At 48.4% G+C, this 22964-nt stretch carries 20 protein-coding genes; 11 read left to right on the top strand and 9 right to left on the bottom strand.

The annotated features are described in order from the left end of the window. Positions 1–124: 124 nt before the first annotated feature. The 5 genes from ABRZ26_RS03615 to ABRZ26_RS03635 all read right to left on the bottom strand — a co-directional run bounded on the left by ABRZ26_RS03615 (position 125) and on the right by ABRZ26_RS03635 (position 4631). Positions 125–1027, bottom strand: coding sequence for an Rpn family recombination-promoting nuclease/putative transposase (locus ABRZ26_RS03615; RefSeq protein WP_319602852.1), 903 nt, complete (start codon positions 1025–1027; stop codon positions 125–127). A 99-nt stretch (positions 1028–1126) separates the two neighbouring features. After that, positions 1127–2053: an Rpn family recombination-promoting nuclease/putative transposase gene (locus ABRZ26_RS03620; RefSeq protein ID WP_319602853.1), complete on the bottom strand. Its 927-nt coding sequence runs from the start codon at positions 2051–2053 to the stop codon at positions 1127–1129. 137 nt (positions 2054–2190) lie between these two features. Next, entirely contained in the window at positions 2191–2502 is a 312-nt protein-coding gene (locus tag ABRZ26_RS03625; protein WP_319602854.1) for a hypothetical protein, read from the bottom strand. A gap of 98 nt (positions 2503–2600) precedes the next feature. Then, positions 2601–3080 carry a GIY-YIG nuclease family protein gene (locus ABRZ26_RS03630; protein ID WP_319602855.1) on the bottom strand — a complete coding sequence of 160 codons (480 nt, stop codon included), beginning with the start codon at positions 3078–3080 and terminating at the stop codon, positions 2601–2603. 96 nt (positions 3081–3176) lie between these two features. Next, positions 3177–4631, bottom strand: a complete 1455-nt coding sequence (locus tag ABRZ26_RS03635) for a flagellin N-terminal helical domain-containing protein (RefSeq protein ID WP_319602856.1) — start codon at positions 4629–4631, stop codon at positions 3177–3179. 277 nt (positions 4632–4908) lie between these two features. Here ABRZ26_RS03635 and ABRZ26_RS03640 point away from each other — a divergent pair, with 277 nt between their 5' ends. Further along, the gene (locus ABRZ26_RS03640; protein ID WP_319602857.1) at positions 4909–6006 is read left to right on the top strand and encodes a tetratricopeptide repeat-containing glycosyltransferase family 2 protein; all 1098 of its coding nucleotides are present in this window, start codon (positions 4909–4911) and stop codon (positions 6004–6006) included. 124 nt (positions 6007–6130) lie between these two features. On the opposite strand, the gene ABRZ26_RS03645 is transcribed toward ABRZ26_RS03640, so the two are convergent. The 3 genes from ABRZ26_RS03645 to ABRZ26_RS03655 form a co-directional block, all read right to left on the bottom strand. Further along, the gene (locus ABRZ26_RS03645; protein WP_319602858.1) at positions 6131–7606 is read right to left on the bottom strand and encodes a class I SAM-dependent methyltransferase; all 1476 of its coding nucleotides are present in this window, start codon (positions 7604–7606) and stop codon (positions 6131–6133) included. 169 nt (positions 7607–7775) lie between these two features. Beyond that, positions 7776–11417 carry a glycosyltransferase gene (locus ABRZ26_RS03650; protein ID WP_319602859.1) on the bottom strand — a complete coding sequence of 1214 codons (3642 nt, stop codon included), beginning with the start codon at positions 11415–11417 and terminating at the stop codon, positions 7776–7778. 213 nt (positions 11418–11630) lie between these two features. Continuing rightward, positions 11631–12479 (bottom strand): flagellin domain-containing protein, encoded by an 849-nt coding sequence (locus tag ABRZ26_RS03655; protein WP_319602860.1) that lies wholly within the window; start codon positions 12477–12479, stop codon positions 11631–11633. A gap of 270 nt (positions 12480–12749) precedes the next feature. On the opposite strand from ABRZ26_RS03655, the gene fliD reads away from it, so the two are divergent. From fliD to fliT, 3 genes are read left to right on the top strand one after another with little or no spacing between them, the layout of a single operon-like run. Further along, positions 12750–14150: a flagellar filament capping protein FliD gene (gene fliD, locus ABRZ26_RS03660; protein WP_319602861.1), complete on the top strand. Its 1401-nt coding sequence runs from the start codon at positions 12750–12752 to the stop codon at positions 14148–14150. Positions 14151–14166: 16 nt separating this feature from the next. Beyond that, on the top strand, positions 14167–14577 hold the full coding sequence (fliS, locus tag ABRZ26_RS03665) for a flagellar export chaperone FliS (protein ID WP_319602862.1): 411 nt from the start codon (positions 14167–14169) through the stop codon (positions 14575–14577). A gap of 1 nt (position 14578) precedes the next feature. Further along, entirely contained in the window at positions 14579–14953 is a 375-nt protein-coding gene (gene fliT, locus ABRZ26_RS03670) for a flagella biosynthesis regulatory protein FliT (RefSeq protein WP_319602863.1), read from the top strand. Between the two features lie 230 nt (positions 14954–15183). Here the strand turns inward: fliT and fliE are convergent, their stop codons facing one another. After that, entirely contained in the window at positions 15184–15498 is a 315-nt protein-coding gene (fliE, locus tag ABRZ26_RS03675; RefSeq protein ID WP_319602864.1) for a flagellar hook-basal body complex protein FliE, read from the bottom strand. Positions 15499–15833: 335 nt separating this feature from the next. Between fliE and fliF the strand changes: the two genes are divergently transcribed. The 7 genes from fliF (at position 15834) to fliL (ending at position 22959) form a co-directional block, all read left to right on the top strand. Then, the gene (fliF, locus tag ABRZ26_RS03680; protein WP_319602865.1) at positions 15834–17549 is read left to right on the top strand and encodes a flagellar basal-body MS-ring/collar protein FliF; all 1716 of its coding nucleotides are present in this window, start codon (positions 15834–15836) and stop codon (positions 17547–17549) included. Then, the gene (gene fliG, locus ABRZ26_RS03685; RefSeq protein WP_319602866.1) at positions 17546–18538 is read left to right on the top strand and encodes a flagellar motor switch protein FliG; all 993 of its coding nucleotides are present in this window, start codon (positions 17546–17548) and stop codon (positions 18536–18538) included. The genes fliF and fliG overlap by 4 nt, the downstream gene beginning before the upstream one ends. Then, entirely contained in the window at positions 18531–19229 is a 699-nt protein-coding gene (fliH, locus tag ABRZ26_RS03690) for a flagellar assembly protein FliH (RefSeq protein ID WP_319602867.1), read from the top strand. Before fliG ends, fliH begins: the two co-directional genes overlap by 8 nt. Continuing rightward, positions 19229–20611, top strand: a complete 1383-nt coding sequence (gene fliI, locus ABRZ26_RS03695) for a flagellar protein export ATPase FliI (protein ID WP_319602954.1) — start codon at positions 19229–19231, stop codon at positions 20609–20611. Before fliH ends, fliI begins: the two co-directional genes overlap by 1 nt. Beyond that, entirely contained in the window at positions 20608–21054 is a 447-nt protein-coding gene (fliJ, locus tag ABRZ26_RS03700) for a flagellar export protein FliJ (protein WP_319602868.1), read from the top strand. The genes fliI and fliJ overlap by 4 nt, the downstream gene beginning before the upstream one ends. Further along, positions 21051–22328: a flagellar hook-length control protein FliK gene (locus ABRZ26_RS03705; RefSeq protein WP_319602869.1), complete on the top strand. Its 1278-nt coding sequence runs from the start codon at positions 21051–21053 to the stop codon at positions 22326–22328. Before fliJ ends, ABRZ26_RS03705 begins: the two co-directional genes overlap by 4 nt. 151 nt (positions 22329–22479) lie before the next feature. Beyond that, positions 22480–22959 carry a flagellar basal body-associated protein FliL gene (fliL, locus tag ABRZ26_RS03710; RefSeq protein WP_319602870.1) on the top strand — a complete coding sequence of 160 codons (480 nt, stop codon included), beginning with the start codon at positions 22480–22482 and terminating at the stop codon, positions 22957–22959. The last annotated feature ends 5 nt before the right edge of the window (positions 22960–22964 follow it).

Here is a 22964-nt window from a genome sequence, read left to right on the forward strand (position 1 = left end):
ACACAACAAATGGATTGATTGTATAGCGCCGCATCTCTGTAGCGGTTGCTTAACCGCTACCTTAGCGGATCGGTAATATCAGGAAAGCGGTACGGTAAAAAGCATGGCGGCGCTGCGCAGAAAATTATTCGTCGGCGATTGACATCACCGTCTGCATATCGTCATCGGACAAATCGGTCATTTGCTGCACCTGCTGTGGCGGCATACCGTTTTTCAGCATCTGGCGGGCGATGTGTAATGCGCTGGCTTTCATGCCTTGCTCCAGACCTTCAGCCAGCCACTTTTCCTTTCCCTGCTGCATCAGTTCCTGCGCGATGGTTGCCATTTGCTCCCCTCCCGAATACGTTTTCAGCGTTGCAATAAATGACGGTACATCAGATGTCCGCCCCATATGAGCAATATAAAACATCAACGCCCGCTGCTGCGTCAAGGGCAGTGTCCACATTTCCATCAACATACCGATATCCCGCGCCAGCTCCAGCATATCCCGCGTGCGAATATGTTTCAGCACCAGTTCCAGCAAGGCTGCCCGACGATGGGTTTTAATTTCCTCATCCGGGGTGACCGTCAAGTCCAGCAACGGGAATGCCGTGGTGTAAATCTGCCGCGCCAGCACCGGATCGGTAAAACCATCCAGCCAGTTCAGGCTATACGGATACGGGCGGCGATCGCCGTGATAGAACAGCAGCGGCACGACCAGCGGCAAGGTTTTATGCCCTTGCGACAGATGCTGCTGCATCGCCGACAGACAGTAACGCAGAAGCCGGAACGCCATCACGCGGTCCGGCGAACTCTGGTGTTCGATCACGCAATAAATGTAACCACGACCTGCCGAAGTTCGGCACGAATAAAGCATATCCGACACCCGCGAGCGCAACTCTTCATCCACAAACGAGGCCGACTCCCGTTGCAGCGTAGCGAAATCACAGTGTTGTCGGATTTCCGGCGGCAGATGGATAGAAAGGAAATCGCGCGCGATTTCGGTATCGCTGAGAAACTGCTTAAAGATCGCATCGTGCGATGGCATGGCGCCGCATCCCTGTGGTGGTGATTGCCGATCACTTTAGCGGTTCGGCAAGTTCAGGAAAGCGGTAAAGTAAAAAGTGTGGAGGCGCTTTGCAGAAAATTATTCGTCGGTGACTAACATCACCGCCTGCATATCGTCATCGGACAGATCGGTCATTTGCTGCACCTGCTGCGGCGGCATACCGTTTTTCAGCATCTGACGGGCGATGCGTAATGCGCTGGCTCTCATGCCTTGCTCCACCCCCTGCTCTATGCCTTGCTCCAAACCTTCAGCCAGCCACTTTTCCTTTCCCTGCTGCATCAGTTCCTGCGCGATGGTTGCCATCTGCTCCCCTCCTGGATACGTTTTCAGCGTTGCAATAAATGACGGCACATCAGATGTCCGCCCCATATGGGCAATATAAAACATCAACGCCCGCTGCTGCGTCAAGGGCAGTGTCCACATTTCCATCAACATACCGATATCCCGCGCCAGCTCCAGCATATCCCGCGTGCGAATATGTTTCAGCACCAGTTCCAGCAAGGCTGCCCGACGATGGGTTTTAATTTCCTCATCCGGGGTGACCGTCAGATCCAGCAATGGGAATGCCGTGGTGTAAATCTGCCGCGCCAGCACCTGATCGGTAAAACCATCCAGCCAGTTCAGGCTATACGGATACGGGCGGCGATCGCCGTGATAGAACAACAGCGGCACGACCAGCGGCAGGGTTTTATGCCCTTGCGACAGATGCTGCTGCATCGCCGACAGACAGTAACGCAGAAGCCGGAACGCCATCAAGCGATCCGGCGAACTCTGGTGTTCGATCACGCAATAAATGTAACCTCGACCTGCCGAAGTACGGCAAGAATAAAGCATATCCGACACCCGCGAGCGCAACTCTTCATCCACAAACGAGGCCGATTCCCGTTGCAGCGTCGTGAAGTCACAATGTTGTCGGATTTCCGGCGGCAGATGGATAGAAAGAAAATCTCGCGCGATTTCAGTATCGCTGAGAAACTGCTTAAAGATCGCATCGTGCGATGACATGGCGCCGCGTCCCTGTGGTGGTGATTGCCGATTACTTTAGCGGTTCGGCAAGTTCAGGGAAGCGGTAGGATATGAAGTGTGGAGGCGCTTCGCAGAAATACAAGAAATAGCTCTTGTTTATCTATTTTATCGTGTATTCATAAATTATGGTTATCTACCTCAAGCAATAAATCCCATAAAGAAGCGCGGGTATTACCGCCATCGATTATAAGCGGATTTTTAGAGCTTAATTCCCGGATGCCTAACTCATCAGCATGACGCTTCAGGTATTTACCAAACTGTGCATTCCATGAAATTCCAGCAGGAACCCCTTTGTTCCGATGAACACCGCCCATATAACTATCAATTATATCAGTAGTATAGACGTCAATTTTTTCATTACGCACTTTAGTGCGTAATTGATCTAATGTATCTTCCAGCCTATTTCTGTCAATTTTTAGATCAGCCATTCTCAATCCCCATATTCGTTTTGAGCTCTCTTCTTGTCACTAGATTCAGTTAGTATCACAAACTCTGTACTTAAAATTCATACGCCAAGTACACAATTTTATTTAACCAGGTATATATTCCTATCAACTTTTCCCGGTTTGTAGTTACCAGAATTAACAATCACATTGATATAGTAGGTAGTTTTTCGCTTATTGAAAATATCGTCCTGCAAATCCAATGCCATAGAAATAAATTTTGATTCAACTTCGTCAAGGTACTTTTCTTTATTTGCATTACCATTCATCTCTATGGTTGCATATCGCAGAATTTTTTTACCTCTTTTGCTATTTTGGATATGCTCTACTAACTCTCTGGCATTAAGCTGCTGCATAATACGGCGGCGCAATTGGCTCGCTTTCCCTACATAAAGGATCTCTTGTGAGTCACCATATTCCCTTAAAAAAAGATAGATACCAGCATCATCAACAATATCTTTTACTTCAGGATGGTGTTTATCGTATTCAATATCTCCAACATCAATCGGCTTATGCCAATGGAGAGTGATAGTCGGACCATATATTTCTTTTGCTTCAGCCATAGAACAGTTCCTTTTTAAAAATTACTACCATCGAACGAATACATCACTTCTTTATTTAAGCTGACATATGTACTATCGACCTAAAAGGAAAAATCTTTACCGCTGCAACAACGTCAGCACCGTTTCCGGCACCTGATTTGCCTGCGTCAACACGGAAGAAGACGCCTGTTGCAATATTTGCTGTTTCGCCATGGCGGAAACTTCCTGCGCATAATCCGCATCCAGGATACGCGAGCGTGCGGCGGAAGTGGCTAATGATGTCTGCGCCAGATTTGATCGGATCGATTCAAAACGGTTCACCTGGCCGCCATACTCACTGCGATAGCCGTTTATTTTTTCCAATGCCTGATCAAAAGAAGCCAAGGCTTTACGCGCCTCCTCAATCGGATCCAAACCAACATCTTTCAGCCCCAGAGACTCGCTATCCGACGGCGTCGGGTTGATAGTCACCGCTTGTACTTCTTCGCCATAATCGGCGCCGACCACAATATCCGTCGGCGTACTGACCGGTGGCAACGGCGGCGGCGGTAGTTGTGTTGGATTAGGCAAATCATCCCAGGTTGCGACGCCGGTAAATGCGCCCTGCCCTATTACCATAATGATTAAATCTTCCGTCGTTTCATCGATATGGATACGCTCTTGCCGCTCTGCCCCATTGCTGCCATTGTTAAATCCACCGCTGGCGACATCCTCATAGCGATCGCCGTCTCCGCTATAGGTCATGGTCATGCCGTTATAGACCGTTGTCGCCCCGCCATTTAAATTAAAACCGGCCCCCCCTTCCAGCAATCCAGTAGCCGAATACGCCGCCGTAGGCAAAAAACCATTATCTTCAGTCAAGACTAGCGCATCCGCTAATGCCGAATCTGTTATCCCGTTTTGGCGCCAGACAATATCTGCGTCCGTACCTTCCAGCGGCGTCCCGACCAAATGACTACCATCGCGACTAAAGATCTGGATATCATCATCCGCACCCAGTGAGTCGATGGTAATAGTTAAATTTTTAGCGCCAGAAGGAATATAGGCTAGAGAAACGATACCGGAAGAAAATGTGCGGCTGGAGCCGCTAACCGGAAATTTTTCCGCCAGCGGCGGCGTATTTCCAAGATTAACGGGCTGCTCACGCTGACTGGAAGGCGCCAAAGGGTACTTGCCAAATGCCTCGGTAGAGTAGGCAATACGATCGATTTCATCACGCAGTTGCCTATATTCAGCGTTTAAACTGGCACGATCGGCATCCGACAGAGTACCGTTCGCCGCCTGTACCGCCAATTCCCTTGACCGCTGCACCAGATTGTTGATTTCATCCAACCCGCCTTCCGCCGTCTCCATCAGGCCGATACCATCATTTATCCCACGAGCGATAACATCATTAGCGTTCAGGTTAGCGCTCATACGATTGGCTATCGCCTGCCCCGCGGCATCATCCTTGGCGCTATTAATGCGCATACCGGATGACAAGCGTTCAATAGCTTGGCTCAATGATGACAACGAGCGATTTTTTTGGTTCTGAGCAATTAAAGAGAGAGGATTAGTATTAATAGAGGCCATAATGTACCTGCTTATATTATGCTGCCAGCGATGCCCGTAAGCCCCGACAACACCTGCATAATCTTCATATGAAATGTGAATAAAAAAGCACTACAAGTAAGACCGAAGATTGTAGGCAATTCAGATTACAAAATATTTCAACTTATGAATAGTACTATTCTCAGGATTTACGATATGATAAATCAATTGAGCACCGGAGCAATTAGCTCGCTAATAGTAAACAATGTTCTCAGGCTGGTTCTTCAGCGAAATTTTTATTTTATGGGTATCGTCTGATATGCAAAATCTTCAAAATCCCGCCAACGATAACGACCCCATTATGATATCGGTCTGTATGATTGTTAAAGATGAGGCTCAGCACCTGGAGAATTCACTCCGCGCCCTTGCTCAATATTTTGATGACATTGTCGTTGTTGATACGGGTTCGACTGATAGGTCAAAGCAAATCGCGGGCCGTTTCACCAATAAAATTTATGATTTTCCATGGATATCCGATTTCTCCGCAGCCAGAAATTACTCCTTGCAATTTGCAAAATATGATTGGGTGCTGGTTGTGGATGCTGATGAAGAGCTCGATAAGATTGATATTGCTCTGCTTTTAGAACAAATTAGCAGCTATTCAACCAACGTAGGTACGGTAGAGATCATCAGTATCACTAACGATGAAAGTGCGAGTGAAAAAGATTTCATCAAAGAACGTGTCAGTCGCCTTTTTGATAAATCCCACTATGAATTCTTTGGCATTATTCACGAACAGATATGCAAAAAAACAACCGACGAAATACCCGATGGGCGTTTTGACGCACCACTCTCATTCATACATAGCGGTTACACAAAAGATATAATAGAGAGTAAAGATAAGATTAATCGAAACATTGTATTACTTCAACGAGCTATAGATAAATCAAAAGATGACCCTTACCTCCATTATCAGCTAGGAAAAAGTTATTATTTAGGAAAAAATTATGCATTGGCAGAAAAAAGCTTTGAAGCATCTCTTCATTTACAGAAAGAGCGCTATCATGACTATAATGAAGTGCTAATAGAGTGTTATGGTTATTGTCTGATTAACACAGCACAATATAAAAAAGCGTTAGATATTTTAAAGTATGAAGACTATTGCCCCTCTACTGATTTCATGTTCTTAAAGGCATTAATACTGATGAATAATGCGGACTTCCAGAGCGCAATAGACACATTTCAATTATGTACAAGAATGGAAGCTGGTCGTAAAAAAGGAGTTAATACGTATAAGGCCAATTATAATATTGCAGTAATATTAGAGTGTTTTGGCATGATGCCTCAAGCACTCGAATATTATCAAAAATGCGGAGATTATAAACTTGCGCTTGAGGGGATAAATCGTGTTCGATAGTATTCCACAACTATCAGTGACAATAGAATTTTAAGTATCTTAGCGAAAATAAAAACTCAGATTTAAGTTGACAGTTACCAATGCAAGAATTAATAACTGTCATATTTAGTTTAAATTAATATATTTAGTATACGAAAGAGTCGCCAATCCCACCCATATTAGCCTGCATAGCTCTTGCTACACATTTCTCATGAAATGTTGAGGGTGCTTTCTCCAATAAGACCCGCATAAATGCTGCATTACTTTCCTGACACTCTGATAAATTAATATCTAAGAAACAAGATTCTTTCATTATGAATTTATATTCAAACCAACCTAAATACCAAAACCACTCTGTATAATATACCCATGAGTTAGCATTCATTGCTCTTACGTGGGTTGGGTCCTGCCATGCCGTAACAGACTTCTCATAAGGTACTTCGATAAAAAATCGGCCGCCAACTTTTAGAAGGTCAAGACAATTACTCATCATTCTAACAAGATTGGGCACATGCTCTAGGACATTATTTGCATAGATGAAATCATATGATTCTTGTTTTATTGTCACATCACCTAAAAAAGGGGATTTTAGTTTTACAGGCCAAGAATGCTCACTACTCAGGTCTAAGATAATATCTGGCAACGCTTCTTCAGATATATCTATATTAATCCATCCAGCCCTATAATCCTTCCCTGAACCTATATGTATTTTATTTATTTCCTCAGAAAAGTTACTTGGCTTTTTTTGACTAATCAAATCATCGGAAATTTTTATAATTTCCTTATAGTAATCAGATGGATCTTTCAATTTAAAGCAATCAAGCTTCGCATAACTTTCCGAATAAAACTCTTTGCTTTTTATTTTACTCTTAAAGAAGTCAACCAATTCATTTTCTTTGATGAAAAAGACACTATCATTATAATTCGGTGGAATAACTTCATTATCATCAAGCAAGGAAACAAACGGGGTACCAATAGACAAAGAATTGAATGCTCTGACCTCTTCAAAAATGGCTGAATCATAATAGTGACAATTAAATACGCATTTTGAATTTTGTATAAAGTAATCTCTTTCAGGACCATATAGTGGACTACTAAAAAAGCTTACACTAACACCATTAGATTCAATTAGTTCTAATACCCGCTTTCTTTTTTCATTCATTGATCCAATAAATAAAACATCAATCTCTCTTTTCTCAATAGGAATAAATTCCTTCCTTAAATATGGAGCATAGCCTAAAGGAGCATAGATCACATCATTAACATTACCACTATATTCTCTTATATTAACCTTACTGTAATCTATAAACTGAACATTTTTTTGTAATTCTTTATATTCATCGTCGATATGACATCCGCCTTTAGCTAACTGCTCAAGGTTTACAAATAAGCAGCAATAATTCTCCCAGCCGGTGGGAACCATATCATTTGCACCAAAAATGATATTTACTGCATCATATTTTAGCCTATTTTTAGTGAGGGTAACTATCTTTCCTAAACTTTCAAACTGATATTTATAAAATAAGGCAACATCTAAAAATGCTAAAAAATGAGGATTAGCCACACTAGAACTACTCATTTTTTGCATCAATACTATATTGATTGCTGTATTTTCACTCATGATTTACACACCTCATTTTAGATTAGTTACACCACTATATTTTATAAAAAACAAAATTTAATATTGTAATCATATACACCCATGAATTTTCTATTCTTATTCCTTGCCTACCGTAAAATAGTCACAACGAATAGCATCCATGGTAGGTATCACGGATATAATAAAATTTTTATCGTGGTAGCCATGCATACAACCAATCATCTAACCCGCTTTCTTCTAACATCCAATGTGTTAAAACAGCCTCACGCAACTCATCGCCTAACCTTGCTGCCTCATCCATATCTGCCAAATGAGAACGAATAGCTTCCATCCAGTCTATAAAACGATTATTGACGAGCGTAACAGGCAAATCACACCGATAGGGCTCTATATCCGTACAAATAACGGGGACACCGCATGCACCCAATTCCAATAATCGTAGGTTACTCTTACACGCATTGAACTGGTTATACTCTAACGGAACCAATGCCAAATCCAGATTTAAGCTCGCTATTTTTTGTGGATAAAATTCGATTGGCACACCAGCATGAAATTCACATGCTACACCTTCAGGCTTCATTCCCATAAAGACCCATTCAACTTCATTTTCCAGTGCTTTTATCACTGGTCGCAAAATATCTAAATCACCGGAATGACTACTTCCCCCAGCCCAACCAATGCGTATTTTCTTTCCAACCCGACGTTGGCTATGGAGATTCCTCCACCAAAAAGGATCCAGTCGATTCTGCGCAATACGAATATCTTGATGAAACTTAGAGAGTTCTTCAGCCAACGGGGCTGTTGATACTACGATCCAGTCTGCCACTTCTATACAACGACGTAATCCGCCAATAACAGACTGAGAAAAATCCTTTCTATGTATTGATTTTAAAGGAACGTTAGGCAAGTAGTCGTCATACTCGAGCACAATTTGCGATTGTGAATATTTCTGGTATTTCTTTATATACTCAGAAATACTTTTAGACGCAGCTCTCTGTACAACTGTGACATCAGGTTCGATACGTTTTAAATCCAGTACCCCCGATAAGGGTGAAATCAGTCCACCTTCAATATGAAACTCACGCTCTAACGCTTTGAATGGATGAATGACTCGATAATGCCCGCATCCAAACAAGTCAGCATGCATCCCCAGAATCACCGGCAATGGACGCCCAGGCAATGGCAACTGACAACGAGCCATCTCGGGTACCAACGCAAATCCTGGTGCATATTTACTATAGGCCGGATGGTAGCAAGGATCATCTGTCAGTTGGGGAAGCCATTGCTGGTAGAGCGCATCGATATCCGATTCTTGAGGCAACGGCGGCAGTTCAAATTTTTGTAATAAACGAGATGCTCCGCCCAGATGCACAACTCTCGCTTCCGCCGCCCAGACCACCAAATATCCATTCTGCCGCGCTTTGATACCGAGATCCACATCGCCGAAATACAAGGGGAAATGTTCCGCGTCATACCCGCCCAATTCATTAAAAACATCCCGGCGCATCATCATGCAAGCGGCGCTTACCGCACTGACGTTATGCGTTGTCTGTAAACGGTTCATATAGCCAGACGCTGAGGCAGCCGCTCCCTGAAATACGATACCCGCATAATCATTTAAACCTAGCGCAATGCCGCCGTGTTGGATCCGGCCGTCGCTAAACTCCAGTCTTGCACCGACAATACCGACTTCAGGTCGAAGAGCATGCTGTAACATGGTGTTCAACCACTGGCCGTCAACAATCTCGGTATCGTTATTAAGAAACAGCAAAACCTCTCCACTAGCCTGTTCCGCTGCATAGTTATTGATCGCTGAAAAATTGAAGGAATGAGGCCACTGCAATACCCGGACATTGGGGAGCGCCATGGCGGCCAAATGCGATAAGTACTGACAAGCATCTGGCTCAGAGGAATGGTTATCCACGATCAGCAATTCATACCGCGTATAGCGGGTTTTCTCCATCAATGTTTCAATACACCGGCTAAGCAGCGGCAAATTATCTCGAGTAGGAATAATGATCGACACCAAAGGATGAACATCGTGCTGATAATTCACGTTGAAGCCCCCTTGTTTCGGTCCTTCCACGACCGTCGCAGGAACATGACAACGCTGCAAATGGCGCTGCACAAGCATTGGATAACCACGCGACACCGCTTCGCTGCCTACCCACTCAAAGAATGCCTGCTCAGTATATACCACCACTTCCGGTATATGCCCGACAGCTTCCGGTCCTTCTTGTTCTATCAATTGATAGACGACATCCAGCAAACCCAACTGTTGATATTCAGTGCATACATCGCCTAATTGGCGTAAACGTTGAACATCCAGCGCCAAGTTTCGACCGATATAAGGGTAGCTACGCAACATATCGATGTTGCATTTAGGTTTCAGAATCGGGTTTTGCGCTTTGCCGTCAATCAGTACCGTTTCGTCGAAATAAAAGGCGCTCGCTGTGGGAAATCGCAAACGGTACTCAGCTAACAACAATAGCATATGCGGCAACAGGCGATCTCCAGCTGCCAGTACCAGCAAAAAGGAGGCCGAAGACAATGTTATCAGTTGATTTAACATTTCCATCGCTCCCGCCTGGTCAGACATCCAGACAATGCCATCTTCTTCCATCGTCGCTACCGGATGACGTGTGATGACATAGACCTCCTGCGGCCCATATAACTGTTCTTGTACACTGCAAAGCGAGGCGGCAATACCATGTTCATTCGCTGAAGAATCACTATCATCCATCACTACTACAGCGACATTTCCAAGTTCAGGGGTATTATGAATATATGCCTGCAACATTGCGCTGCGCGCAGGCGTTATCTGGCGTTCACTCAGCCATTTATCCACCGAATAACCTGGCTTGACCTTGTCACGCAACGTCAGGTTATGTAGTTCTAAATGTTGTAACTCCTGCTCGGTTATCGTTATACATTTTTTAGGGGGCAGCGAAGATAATAACAACGCCAGGCAGGAAGAGAGCCGCCAGTGGGACTCATAAAAACTCAGGCGTTGCGCCACATAGTTTGCCGCCTGAGAGTATCCTTTAACTAACTCATCTGCCAGTTCAAACGATGTAAGAGTTTTATTTCTGACACTTTCACTACGAAAGACATTATTCTCTAACCTCTCCGAGCAAACATACCCCAGAAATTGGCGATCATCCTGATACAGGTAAACCGGCACCCCTGCACAAAGGGCATATTGGGCCATTCGCCCTGTGGCCACCACCGCATCATAATGTTGAAAAATATTCGGTTGCCGTATTACCTGCTCATTGTTCACTTGATCGCACTGCACCCCGACATCCGCCAACACATCCGGCAAAGCTTCCAGAACAGGGGTCAACTCATTAGTGACAACCAGCACCTTTCTTAGCCTATCCAATGAAGGCGTAGAGGCAATGCGAAATTGGTTGTCCGGCACTGGTGAAGGAAATACAGTACCAAGAACAGGAAGGATACCATTGTCATGCAAAAAATCGGGGAGTCGCTTGATGGTTACTAATGCATAATCGGCCAGACGGTTTTCCAGGTGAACATCAGCCGACATTTCTTCATTACTTTGCAATGACAGATGATTCACGATGAAATTTGCGTGTATCCCACCATTCAGTAGCCGTTTCAGAACGCTAGCGTTTGCAGAGGTATATTGCAGCCATAGCAAATCATAATCGACAGAAAAGTCATATGTATCATCATCGGTAATGAATAACGGCCGATCGGCATAACGCCTTTCCACTTCTGATCTAGCTTCATCACTATATCGGTGGCAGTAGACGTCAACCTGCCAGTTCTGTTCAATAAATGCACCGATCAAATCCAGCGTTGCCAACTCTGCATCCTGAAAATCGACAAACTGAAGGGTACTGATGAAAACGCGAGGCATAAGCGAAATACTCTGTCGGGGATAAAATCTAGATTTGATCATTGTAATAAAAGAGGAGAAAAATTAACCCACCGATAAATCGTGTAATTACCCTCTTTATTACATCATAAAAAAACCCGGCACATGGCCGGGTTAGACAAAAAAGTCTGTTGCTCTTGATTATTGCAGCAAAGACAGAACGGTCTGCGGAACCTGGTTGGCCTGAGATAGTACAGACGTACCTGCCTGTTGCAGGATCTGTGCTCGACTCATATTTGACACTTCCGTCGCGTAATCCGCATCTTCGATACGGCTGCGAGCAGAAGACAGGTTATTCACCGTGTTATTCAGGTTAGTGATGGTAGATTCAAAACGGTTTTGAATCGCACCCAGGTTACTACGTGCGGTATCAACAGATGCCAGCGCGTCATCAACAGCAGAAATCAGCGCCTGAGCACCAGAAGCAGTAGCAACACCACTAATGTTACCGGCAACACCACTCATAGTCGAGCTACCAGAAGCTGCATTAATCAATGAACCACTAGTGATGGTAATTGATTCGGTAGCACCACTGTTGGCGCCGACCTGAATCTGGATGCCGCCGCTGGCGGTACCATCTAGCAGAGAAGTACCGTTAAATTTGGAAGAGGTGGCAACACGATCAATCTCCGCCAAACGAGCGTTCATTTCCGTTTCGATTGATGCACGGTCAGTTGAGGTGTTAGTATCACTCGCCGCCTGCACCGCCAGTTCACGAATACGTTGCAGGTTGTTGTTGATTTCGCTCAGGCTGCCTTCCGCAGTCTGGGCAAGAGAAATACCGTCGTTGGCGTTACGAGCCGCCTGAGTCAAACCTTTAACCTGAGCGGTCATACGGTTGGCAATCGCCTGACCGGCGGCATCGTCTTTGGCGCTGTTGATACGCAGGCCGGAAGACAGACGCTCAATAGCGGTACCCAGAGAAGACTGAGATTTGTTCAGGTTGTTCTGGGTAACCAGAGACATGGTATTAGTATTAATTACTGCCATAATCATGATTCCTTAATCAATTGTAGGTTTCGGGTTAGACCCACGGGTTTTATCACCGTCCTAAGCTGTATCGGCGCAGGCAAAAGAACCTTTAATTTTTTTCATCACCTTTTTTATCTCTACTTATCTTCGACTTTCCGTTACCTTAGATGCCAATCCGTTTCTTACTATTACCTACCCTGCGCGCTCTTTTTCTTTTACTAAACTTCCTTCATTATCTGCCGATATTATTTTCATGCGTTTTTCTGTGAACCGAATTAAGGACTCATCATGGCAAGTATTACTTCTTTAGGCGTTGGTTCCGGTATGGATTTAAGCGGTCTGTTAACCCAGTTGGAAACAGCGGAAAAAGCCAGGCTGACGCCGATAACGACCCAGCAAAGCAGCTACAACGCGAAATTATCCGCCTTCAGCACGGTAAAAAGCGCGCTGGATAAACTGGATACCGCCACCAAGGCGCTGGCGAAGTCGGACACCGTTCTAAGTAATGCCGGTTCCATTGACGCCATCAGCACCACGTCGGTGAAAAGCACCAATAAAGCCTTCACCGCGACGACAGATGGTAAGGCAGTCGCGGGAAGCTATAGCGTCAGCGTTAGCCAGCTAGCCCAGGCGCACTCGGTGATTTCATCCGTCTCTACCAGCGCCACGACTGCATTAAGCAGCAGTGACGCCACGCTGAAGATCGCCCAGGCGAATGGGGAAAGTATTGATGTGCAAATTACCGGCGGTGAAACCTCGCTGACCGATGTGCGTGATGCTATTAATAAGGCCGATGGCGGCGTAAGCGCCAGTATCGTTAAGGCCAATGACAACAGCTACTATTTAATGCTGACGTCGAAAGATACCGGCACCGAGGGGCAAATCACAGTCACCGACGACAGCGGCGTACTGGGTACCATTGAGCAAAAAGTGGCGGCGCAGAATGCGCTTATCTCGGTGAACGGCATTGAGATCGAACGCCAGAGCAACACCATTGACGATGCGCTGGAAGGCGTAACTTTGTCGCTGCAAAGCACTACGGCTACGGATACGCCCGAAACGCTGGAAATCGCCCAGGATACCAGCGGTATGAAAGACGCGATAAAAGCCTGGGTAGATGCCTATAACGCCGTACTGGATACCATCGCCACCCAAACCCAGTATACGGCCGTTGATGCCGGTGAAGACCAGAGCAGCAGCAACGGCGCCCTGCTGGGCGACAGTACCGTTCGTAGTATTCAGAGCCAGTTAAAAAAACAGCTCACCAACCTGCAAAGCGACAGCGGTGATATTCGTATTCTGGCCGATCTGGGCATTACCCAGAACTACAAGACCGGCAAGCTCGAAGTCAACGATACCGAATTGGAAAAAGCCCTGAAAGAAGAGCCTGCCAATGTGAAGGCGTTTTTTGCCGGCGACGGTAAAGATACCGGTTTTTCCACCCAGATGCGCAGCTATCTGACGACCGTGCTGGACAGCACCGACGGCGTGATCAAAGCCACAGAGGATGGTATTAACAGCACATTGAAAAAACTGGAAAAACAATATACTCAGGTTAACGATAGTATTACTGCCACCATCGCCCGCTATCAAACGCAGTTTACCCAGTTGGACTTGCTTGTTTCTCAATTGGATAGCACGGCAAGCTACCTTACTTCGCAGTTCACTGCGATTAGCAACAGTAAGTAGGTAACGAGGTAACATAATGTATACAAGAAATGCCAGTCAGGCCTACGCCAAAGTGGGCCTTGAAAGCGCGGTGATGAGCGCCAGTCCGCATCAGTTGATCGTGTTGTTGTTTGACGGCGCGAAAAGCGCGATGGTCAGAGCGCGTATCCTGATGCAACAGGGTGATATTGCCGGTAAAGGCATGGCGCTGTCTAAAGCCATTAATATCATTACCAATGGCCTGAAAGTAGGTCTGGATATGGAACAAGGCGGCGAACTGGCAAAAAACCTGGCCGACCTGTATGACTATATGACGCGGCGTCTGTTACAGGCTAATTTGAATAATGACCAACAGGCGATCGTGGAAGTGGAGTCATTACTCGACAATATAGCCGACGCCTGGCGGCAAATTAGCCCTCATTATCAACCCGAGCAGGAAGCTGGTTAATATGGATAACCTTCAGCTTCTCAGAAACTATCAGCAACTTCTGACGCTCAGTGAGGCCATCCTCGGTTTGGCGAGAAGCGGACAATGGGATGCCCTGGTTGAGCAAGAGATTGTTTATATCCAGTCGGTGGAAAAGCTGAGCAAAACGCCAATCCCGGCTAATCTTGATGGTGTAATGCAATTACATTTTCGTCAGGTTTTGCAGCAAATTCTGGATAATGAAGCACAAACAAAGCTGCTGCTGCAAAAACGAATGGATGAATTAAGTTCGCTGATGGGGCAATCATTGAGACAAAAAACGCTCAATAGCAAATACAGCGGACTCGCCGGACATCAGGTACTGCCCGGCGAGCTATTATCCGATGAACCGAAATAGTAAAACTGAATCCCGCCTCTGAAACCAGCAAACGGATAAGCTGGTTTTTCAGCGTAACATGAAAATACCGCGAAACCTGCCGTTGATTAAACGACGGGATACCACTGGCAACGGATTAGGAAGCCACTGGCCTGACCGAAGAAGAGCTGGAAAACATCCGCCACTGAGCGACCTGTAATGAACTCGACAACAGGATAATGGCTTAACTTATAAATAAATTGATTATTATCCTACACGCTCATATTCATCACTTCCTGGTATGCCGAAACCAGTTTATTGCGCACCTGAATGCCCATCTGCATGGATATTGAGGATTTTTGCAGATCGACCATCACGTCATTCAGCGCCACGCCGGGCTTGCCCAGGGTAAAAGCCTGCGCCTGCGCACGGGACTGCTGCTGCACTTCGCTGATTTTATCGATTGCCGACCTGAGCTCGGTGGCGAAACCGGGTTCTACCGCAGGTCGGGAAACCGACGTGTTTGCAGCCTGCAAAGCGTTAACCTGCAATTGCTGTAATACCCCTTCGATACCTTGAACGGACATATCCCCTCGCTAATTATAAAGTACGTTATTTTCATTGCCGCAAACGGCGATAGTTGAATGAAGTGAAGCGGTTACCGGCGATATTACGTCGTGAAATCAGCGGATCTTTGCTATCGCTACTTTAGGTCAAACACCCTATCACATCCTTTTTGTACTAAATCGCCCAATTAGCGTGAAAAAGAGGGGCTTATCGACCCATCGATTTTTCTTTTACGGAAAATAATGACATGCCTGCAAATGTAGGTGACTTGTTTTATTGATTGGCATTCAGGGAGTTCTGTTTTGTTACGTAACAACGTTAAGTATACCGTTCAACAACCAAGCAGAGATCGGGTATGAGCGCCTCGATAACCGGCACAGCTACCGGTAAAAGCGGCTTTGGCGAAATACTCAACCGCTTACGCGCCAATCCGAAGGTTCCTCTATTGATTGCAGCGGCGGCAGCTATCGCTATTGTCGTCGCGCTGGCCTTATGGGCCAAAGGGCCCGACTATCGGGTGCTGTATAGTAATGTCAATGACCGTGATGGCGGCGCTATCGTCAGCGAATTGACAAAACTTAATATTCCTTATCGCTTTGCCGATGGCGGCGGCGCGATAATGATCCCGGCCGAAAATGTTCATGAAACACGTTTGCGCCTGGCGCAACTGGGCTTGCCTAAGGGCGGCGCCGTCGGGTTTGAACTGCTCGATCAGGAAAAATTCGGCATCAGCCAATTCAGCGAGCAGATCAATTATCAACGCGCGTTGGAAGGCGAGCTTGCCAGAACCATTGAAACGCTGGGGCCGGTGCAAAACGCGCGCGTACATTTGGCTATTCCCAAGCCCTCGCTCTTTGTTCGCGAGCAGAAATCCCCGTCATCCGCGGTAACCTTGACACTGCAACCAGGCCGGGCCCTGGATGAAGGACAAATTAATTCCATCGTCTATATGGTTTCCAGCAGCGTTGCAGGATTGCCCCCGGACAACGTTACCGTCGTTGACCAGACAGGGCGTCTGCTCACCCAGGCCGGCGGCAGCGGCCGCGACCTGAACGCGGCGCAGCTCAAATACAGCAACGAAGTCGAAGCCATGTATCAGCGTCGCATAGAGGCCATCATCGCGCCTATCGTCGGCATGGGCAACGTGCATGCGCAGGTGACCGCGCAAATCGACTTTGCCGCCCGCGAACAGACCGATGAGCAGTATCAGCCCAATAAGTCGCCCGATAAGGCCGCGATTCGCTCGCAGCAAACCAGCCAAAGCGAACAAAGAGGCGGCCCAAACGTCGGCGGCGTGCCTGGCGCGTTGTCTAATCAACCGGCTCCCGCGCCTACCGCGCCCATCCAGACGCAACCGAATAATAACGCCAACGCCAATAATCAGGCCGGACAGCAAAATAATAATGCAGCGGGCGCTCAGGCCAATACCAGCGCCAATACCGCTATGCAGACGTCCAACATCCGTAACGATGCCACGACAAACTACGAAGTCGATAAAACCATTCTGCATACCAAGCACAGCAGCGGCGGCGTAAAACGGTTATCCGCGGCAATCATCGTTAACTATTTACCTCCCGGCGAAGATGGTAAACCGGTCGCGCTGACTGAAGATCAAATCAAGCAGATTGAAAGCGTTGCCCGTGAAGCGATGGGGTTCTCGGCTGAACGCGGCGACTCCTTGAACGTGGTTAATACGCCGTTTATGGATTCAGCGGAAGGCACCGGCGAACTCCCCTTCTGGCAACAACAGGCGTTTTTCGATCTGCTGATCGAGGCGGGTCGCTGGTTGCTGGTACTGATTGTCGCCTGGATATTATGGCGCAAACTGGTTCGCCCGCAGTTGCAGAAGAAAGCTCAGCAACAAGAAGCGGCCGAGACGGCGGCAGCCATGGCTAAAGGCGGAGATGACGATGTCGTCGTCAACCTGAGCAGTTCAGAAGCAGAACAGCAGAGAAAATCGCAACAACGTATCAGCGCGGAGCTGCAAAGCCAGCGCATACGTGAACTGGCAGAGAACGATCCGCGCGTCGTCGCGTTGGTCATTCGTGAATGGATGAGTAGTGAACTATGAGCCTGACAGGAACAGAGAAAAGCGCCATCTTATTGATGACCATCGGTGAAGACCGAGCCGCGGAGGTATTTACCCACCTTTCGACCAGAGAGGTGCAGCACCTCAGCGCGGCGATGGCGAATGTTCGTCAGGTTTCACAACAGCAGTTAATGGAAGTACTGAAAGAGTTTGAAGCGAATTCGGAACAATTCGCGGCGCTGAGCATCAACGCGAGCGACTATCTGCGCTCGGTCCTGGTCAAAGCGCTGGGAGAAGAGCGCGCGTCAAGCCTGCTGGAAGATATCCTGGAAAGCCGCGAAACCACGACCGGTATGGAAACGCTCAATTTCATGGAGCCGCAATCCGCCGCCGATTTGATTCGCGACGAGCATCCGCAGATTATCGCCACCATATTGGTGCATCTGAAACGTGCGCAGGCGGCCGATATCCTTGCGCTATTTGACGAGCGTCTGCGTAATGACGTCATGTTGCGTATCGCCACCTTTGGCGGCATACAGCCGGCGGCATTGGCCGAACTGACCGATGTACTGAACGGCCTGCTGGACGGCCAGAATCTCAAACGCAGCAAGATGGGCGGGGTGCGTACCGCAGCCGAGATTATCAACCTGATGAAAGCACAGCAGGAAGAAGCGGTTATCGATGCGGTGCGGGAATTCGACGGCGAACTGGCGCAGAAAATCATCGACGAAATGTTCCTGTTCGAGAATTTGGTGGATGTGGACGACCGCAGCATTCAGCGTTTGTTGCAGGAAGTCGAATCCGAATCCCTGTTGCTGGCATTGAAAGGCGCCGACGAACCTTTACGCGAGAAGTTCCTGCGCAATATGTCCCAGCGCGCGGCGGAAATCCTGCGCGACGACCTGGCCACCCGTGGCCCTGTGCGCATGTCGCAGGTGGAAAACGAACAGAAAGCCATTCTGCTTATTGTTCGTCGTCTGGCGGACAGCGGGGAAATGATCATTGGCGGCGGCGAGGATGCTTATGTCTAATGCCTCTATCAATCTCGACTGGCAACCCTGGCAGTTGAATGATTTGTCCGAGCCCAACAAACCGGCTGTCAAAGAACCGGAGATCATTGAGCCGGAAGTCGTGACCGACGTGAGTCCATTGGCAGACGATGAACTGATTTCGCTGCGTCAGCAGGCGATGCAACAAGGCCGCGAAGAAGGATTTACCCAAGGCCGCCAGCAGGGTTATGACGCTGGTTATCAGGAAGGTTTAAACGCCGGTCGGCAGCAAGGGTTGCTGGATGCTTCTCAGCAGCAGCAGCCAATGGTTGAACAGATGCAGCAGATGGTTACCGAATTCCAGCAGACGCTGGATGCGCTGGACAGCGTCATCCCTGCCCGACTGATGCAACTGGCTTTAACCGCGGCCAAACAAATTCTGGGGCAGCCGCCGGTCTGTGACGGCACCGCGCTGCTCAGCCAAATCCAACAGTTGATCCAACAGGAACCGATGTTTTCCGGTAAGCCGCAATTGCGTGTGCATCCTGCGGATCTTGAGCGAGTCGAACAGACATTGGGGCCGACGCTCAGTCTGCACGGCTGGAAACTGTTAGCGGATAATCAACTGCATCCCGGCGGCTGTAAAGTCAGCGCCGAGGAAGGCGATCTGGATGCCAGCCTGGCTACCCGCTGGCATGAACTCTGCCGCCTGGCGGCGCCGGGAGAACTATGATGACCTCGCGCCTCGGGCGTTGGCTCGACGCTCTGGATTCATTTGAGAATCGGATTGGCGGCACGCCATCCACACGTCGCTACGGCCGTCTGACCCGGGCTACGGGGTTGGTTTTGGAAGCGACCGGCTTGCATATGCCGCTGGGCGCGACCTGCCTTATCGAACGTAAAAACGGCAGTCAGGTAGACGAAGTGGAAAGCGAAGTCGTTGGCTTTAATGGACAACGGCTTTTCCTGATGCCTTTGGAAGAGGTCGAAGGCATCACCCCCGGCGCCCGCGTTTATGCCCGCGTTGATTTAGATAACAGTTCGCAGGGCAAACAACTTCCGCTGGGGCCGGAGCTATTGGGTCGCGTATTGGACGGCAGCGCCAAACCATTGGACGGATTGCCGTCGCCGGATACCGGCTATCGCGCGCCGTTAATTACCGCGCCGTTCAACCCGTTGCAAAGAACGCCGATTGAACACGTGCTGGATGTGGGCGTCCGTGCCATTAATGCCCTGCTGACCGTGGGGCGCGGTCAACGTATGGGGCTATTCGCCGGCTCCGGCGTTGGTAAAAGCGTATTATTAGGCATGATGGCGCGCTATACCCAGGCGGACGTCATTGTCGTCGGTCTGATCGGCGAGCGTGGTCGTGAAGTCAAAGACTTCATTGAAAATATTCTGGGCGCCGAAGGGCGCGCCAGATCCGTCGTTATTGCCGCCCCCGCCGACGTGTCGCCGCTGTTGAGGATGCAGGGCGCCGCGTATGCGACGCGCATTGCGGAAGATTTTCGCGACCGGGGTCAACATGTTTTGTTAATCATGGATTCACTGACGCGCTATGCCATGGCTCAGCGTGAAATCGCACTGGCGATTGGCGAACCGCCGGCCACCAAAGGCTATCCGCCCTCCGTCTTCGCCAAATTACCGGCGCTGGTGGAGCGCGCCGGCAACGGCATTCACGGCGGCGGTTCTATCACGGCTTTCTATACCGTATTAACCGAAGGGGACGACCAGCAGGATCCCATCGCGGATTCCGCGCGTGCCATTCTTGACGGACATATCGTTCTGTCGCGTCAGTTGGCGGAGTCCGGTCACTATCCGGCGATTGATATAGAAGCCTCAATCAGCCGCGCCATGACTGCATTGATTGATGAAAATCACTACGCTGAAGTCCGCCAGTTTAAACAACTGCTATCCAGCTACCAGCGCAACCGCGATTTGGTCAGCGTCGGCGCTTATGCCGCCGGCAGCGATCCATTGCTTGATAAAGCCATTCGCCTGTACCCGCAGATGGAAGCCTTTTTACAGCAGGGTATGTTCGAGCGCAGCGGCTATGACGAGGCTTGTCAGGCGCTGAATACTATTTTCCCTCGTAACAATCAGGAGAGCAGATGAAAAACACGTCTCCTTTAATTACGCTGCGTGATTTGGCGCAGAAAGAGGTCGAGAAAGCCGTCGGTCAATTAGGTCAGGTGCGCCAGGCGCATCAGCAGGCTGAACAGCAGTTGAATATGCTATTGAACTATCAGGATGATTATCGCCAAAAATTAAACACCACCATGTCCGGCGGAATGGCGAACAATAGCTGGCAGAATTATCAGCAATTTATTCAGACACTGGATAAAGCGATTGAACAGCATCGGCAACAGCTTTTACAGTGGACATCGCGTTTGGATCTGGCAATGAAGGCATGGCGGGAAAAACAGCAACGGTTAAACGCGTTTGAAACATTACAGGATCGCGAAGCAACCAGGCAAGTCGCCAGAGAAAACCGTATAGAACAAAAACAGATGGACGAGTTCGCCCAACGGGCCTCACAGAGGAAAACAGAGCTATGAAGCTGTCCGCATTACCCATAACGACAAGCGCCGGCGATACCGGTAGTTCTACCGCATCTTCCCTGTTGACGCAGGGCGAGTTACCCAAAGATTTTATCGCGCTGCTGGGCAAACAGTTGTCTCTGTCTTCAGACCCGTCAGTCAACAAATCGCTTACAGCGATGGATGATAAAGAAGCGCTGCTCAACGCGCTTGGAAAAGACGCCGTCGCTGATTTGAATAGTGATGATTTAAATGCCCTGTTGGCCTCATTCGGCTCGTTAACCGGCTCAGTGGCGCCAGCGGACATTGAACCTACCGACGCAACGGTCAAAGCGGATAAGACCGCGCTATCGGATGAAAAAGATAGCGATAGCGACAATCAAGCGGTGGTTATGCAGGCATTACTTGCCATGTTGCCGCCGGGAATCACAGCGCCCGCGAACGGCGCTGATGATGCGCAAAATGTCGCCCCTGCCCTTTCCGGCTTGATCACCGGGAAAAAACAGGACGCTCCCCTTTTGTCTGATGCTCGCACGACAGCAGATGATGCCGGGGATGAGAATTCGTCATCGACGCGCATCGGCATTGCAGGCATCACATTAAAAGACGCCGATGCGACGTTAACATCGAGCGATTCGCTCAAACGCTCGGCGGCGGTCGATCAAGCTGATGATTCAGCCAAATTCGCCACCACATCGCCGTTGATTGCCAGCGATCGCAATAGTCAGGATTCTCCGCTGATTTCCGGTAGTCAGAGCGCGCCGACGCCGCATATATCGCTGACGCCGCCTGCTCAATCAACGCTTGCCGGCAGTGCTGCGACGCCGTCGCATCAATTAGCAACGCCGTTTGGCTCGCCTCAGTGGCAGGACGCGCTGAGTCAGCAGGTGGTGATGTTCAGCCGCAATGGACAGCAGAATGCCGAGCTACGCCTGAATCCGCAGGAGTTGGGGCCGCTGCATATCAGTTTGAAAATTGACGATAATCAAGCGCAAATTCACCTGGCATCCGCAAATAGCCAGGTGCGCTCGGCACTGGAAGCCGCGCTGCCCCACCTGCGTAACGCGATGGCGGAAAGCGGCATTAATCTGGGACAAAGCAGCGTGGGCAGCGACGCCTCCAGTTGGCAAGCGCAGCAACAAACGGCAAATAACAGCGGCGAAGGGAATAACGGCTCTTCTTATCAGCAGCAATTTGGCGATTCATCGGGAAATATCGCTAAACCATTAGAGGTTCCAGCGCATTTGCAATCAATGGCGTCTTCAGCAAATGGCGTTGATATTTTTGCCTGATAACGGGGTAAAGAAATAAGTTAACACGTTTTTTCTTGTCTATTCGCCGTATTGATCGTGTGAATAGACGAGATAATCATTAACATGATGTATTTATTATTGGTTTGCATCAGTAATAAATATCAATAAGTAACAGGAACTCTCTTTGGCTATGTCTGATATACAAGTCCGGCCGGGACGAAAAAGCTCTTTCTGGTTAATACTACTGATTATCGTTGCTCTTGTAGCCACCGGGGCTGCGGGTGTTGGCTGGTGGCTATTGCATCAGAAAAACGCCGCGAACGCTGAACAGGAGGCGCCACCGCCGCCCGAACCCGTGTTCATGCCCCTGGACACGTTCACTGTTAATTTAGTCAATGCGGATAACGATCCCGATCGCGTGTTATACGTTGGCTTTACCTTGCGTTTGCCGGATGAGGCGACCCGCACTCGGTTCAATAATTATCTGCCCGAGGTCCGCAGTCGTTTGCTGCTGCTTCTGTCCCGTCAGAATGCGACTGAGCTTGCAAACGAACAGGGTAAACAGAAATTAATAGAAAATATCAAACAAGTGTTAAGCCCGCCATTGATCCCCGGTCAACCGAATCAGGTGGTTACTGATGTCCTGTTCACTGCCTTTATACTGCGATAATCATT

The sequence above is a fragment of the Brenneria sp. L4-2C genome (genome assembly GCF_040240335.1).
Lineage (GTDB): Bacteria > Pseudomonadota > Gammaproteobacteria > Enterobacterales > Enterobacteriaceae > Brenneria.

Coding starts and splice junctions, on each gene's coding strand:
- ABRZ26_RS03615 (WP_319602852.1), bottom strand. CDS start 1,027: ATGCCATCGCACGATGCGATCTTTAAGCAGTTTCTCAGCGATACCGAA.
- ABRZ26_RS03620 (WP_319602853.1), bottom strand. CDS start 2,053: ATGTCATCGCACGATGCGATCTTTAAGCAGTTTCTCAGCGATACTGAA.
- ABRZ26_RS03625 (WP_319602854.1), bottom strand. CDS start 2,502: ATGGCTGATCTAAAAATTGACAGAAATAGGCTGGAAGATACATTAGAT.
- ABRZ26_RS03630 (WP_319602855.1), bottom strand. CDS start 3,080: ATGGCTGAAGCAAAAGAAATATATGGTCCGACTATCACTCTCCATTGG.
- ABRZ26_RS03635 (WP_319602856.1), bottom strand. CDS start 4,631: ATGGCCTCTATTAATACTAATCCTCTCTCTTTAATTGCTCAGAACCAA.
- ABRZ26_RS03640 (WP_319602857.1), top strand. CDS start 4,909: ATGCAAAATCTTCAAAATCCCGCCAACGATAACGACCCCATTATGATA.
- ABRZ26_RS03645 (WP_319602858.1), bottom strand. CDS start 7,606: ATGAGTGAAAATACAGCAATCAATATAGTATTGATGCAAAAAATGAGT.
- ABRZ26_RS03655 (WP_319602860.1), bottom strand. CDS start 12,479: ATGGCAGTAATTAATACTAATACCATGTCTCTGGTTACCCAGAACAAC.
- fliD (WP_319602861.1), top strand. CDS start 12,750: ATGGCAAGTATTACTTCTTTAGGCGTTGGTTCCGGTATGGATTTAAGC.
- fliS (WP_319602862.1), top strand. CDS start 14,167: ATGTATACAAGAAATGCCAGTCAGGCCTACGCCAAAGTGGGCCTTGAA.
- fliT (WP_319602863.1), top strand. CDS start 14,579: ATGGATAACCTTCAGCTTCTCAGAAACTATCAGCAACTTCTGACGCTC.
- fliE (WP_319602864.1), bottom strand. CDS start 15,498: ATGTCCGTTCAAGGTATCGAAGGGGTATTACAGCAATTGCAGGTTAAC.
- fliF (WP_319602865.1), top strand. CDS start 15,834: ATGAGCGCCTCGATAACCGGCACAGCTACCGGTAAAAGCGGCTTTGGC.
- fliG (WP_319602866.1), top strand. CDS start 17,546: ATGAGCCTGACAGGAACAGAGAAAAGCGCCATCTTATTGATGACCATC.
- fliH (WP_319602867.1), top strand. CDS start 18,531: ATGTCTAATGCCTCTATCAATCTCGACTGGCAACCCTGGCAGTTGAAT.
- fliI (WP_319602954.1), top strand. CDS start 19,229: ATGACCTCGCGCCTCGGGCGTTGGCTCGACGCTCTGGATTCATTTGAG.
- fliJ (WP_319602868.1), top strand. CDS start 20,608: ATGAAAAACACGTCTCCTTTAATTACGCTGCGTGATTTGGCGCAGAAA.
- ABRZ26_RS03705 (WP_319602869.1), top strand. CDS start 21,051: ATGAAGCTGTCCGCATTACCCATAACGACAAGCGCCGGCGATACCGGT.
- fliL (WP_319602870.1), top strand. CDS start 22,480: ATGTCTGATATACAAGTCCGGCCGGGACGAAAAAGCTCTTTCTGGTTA.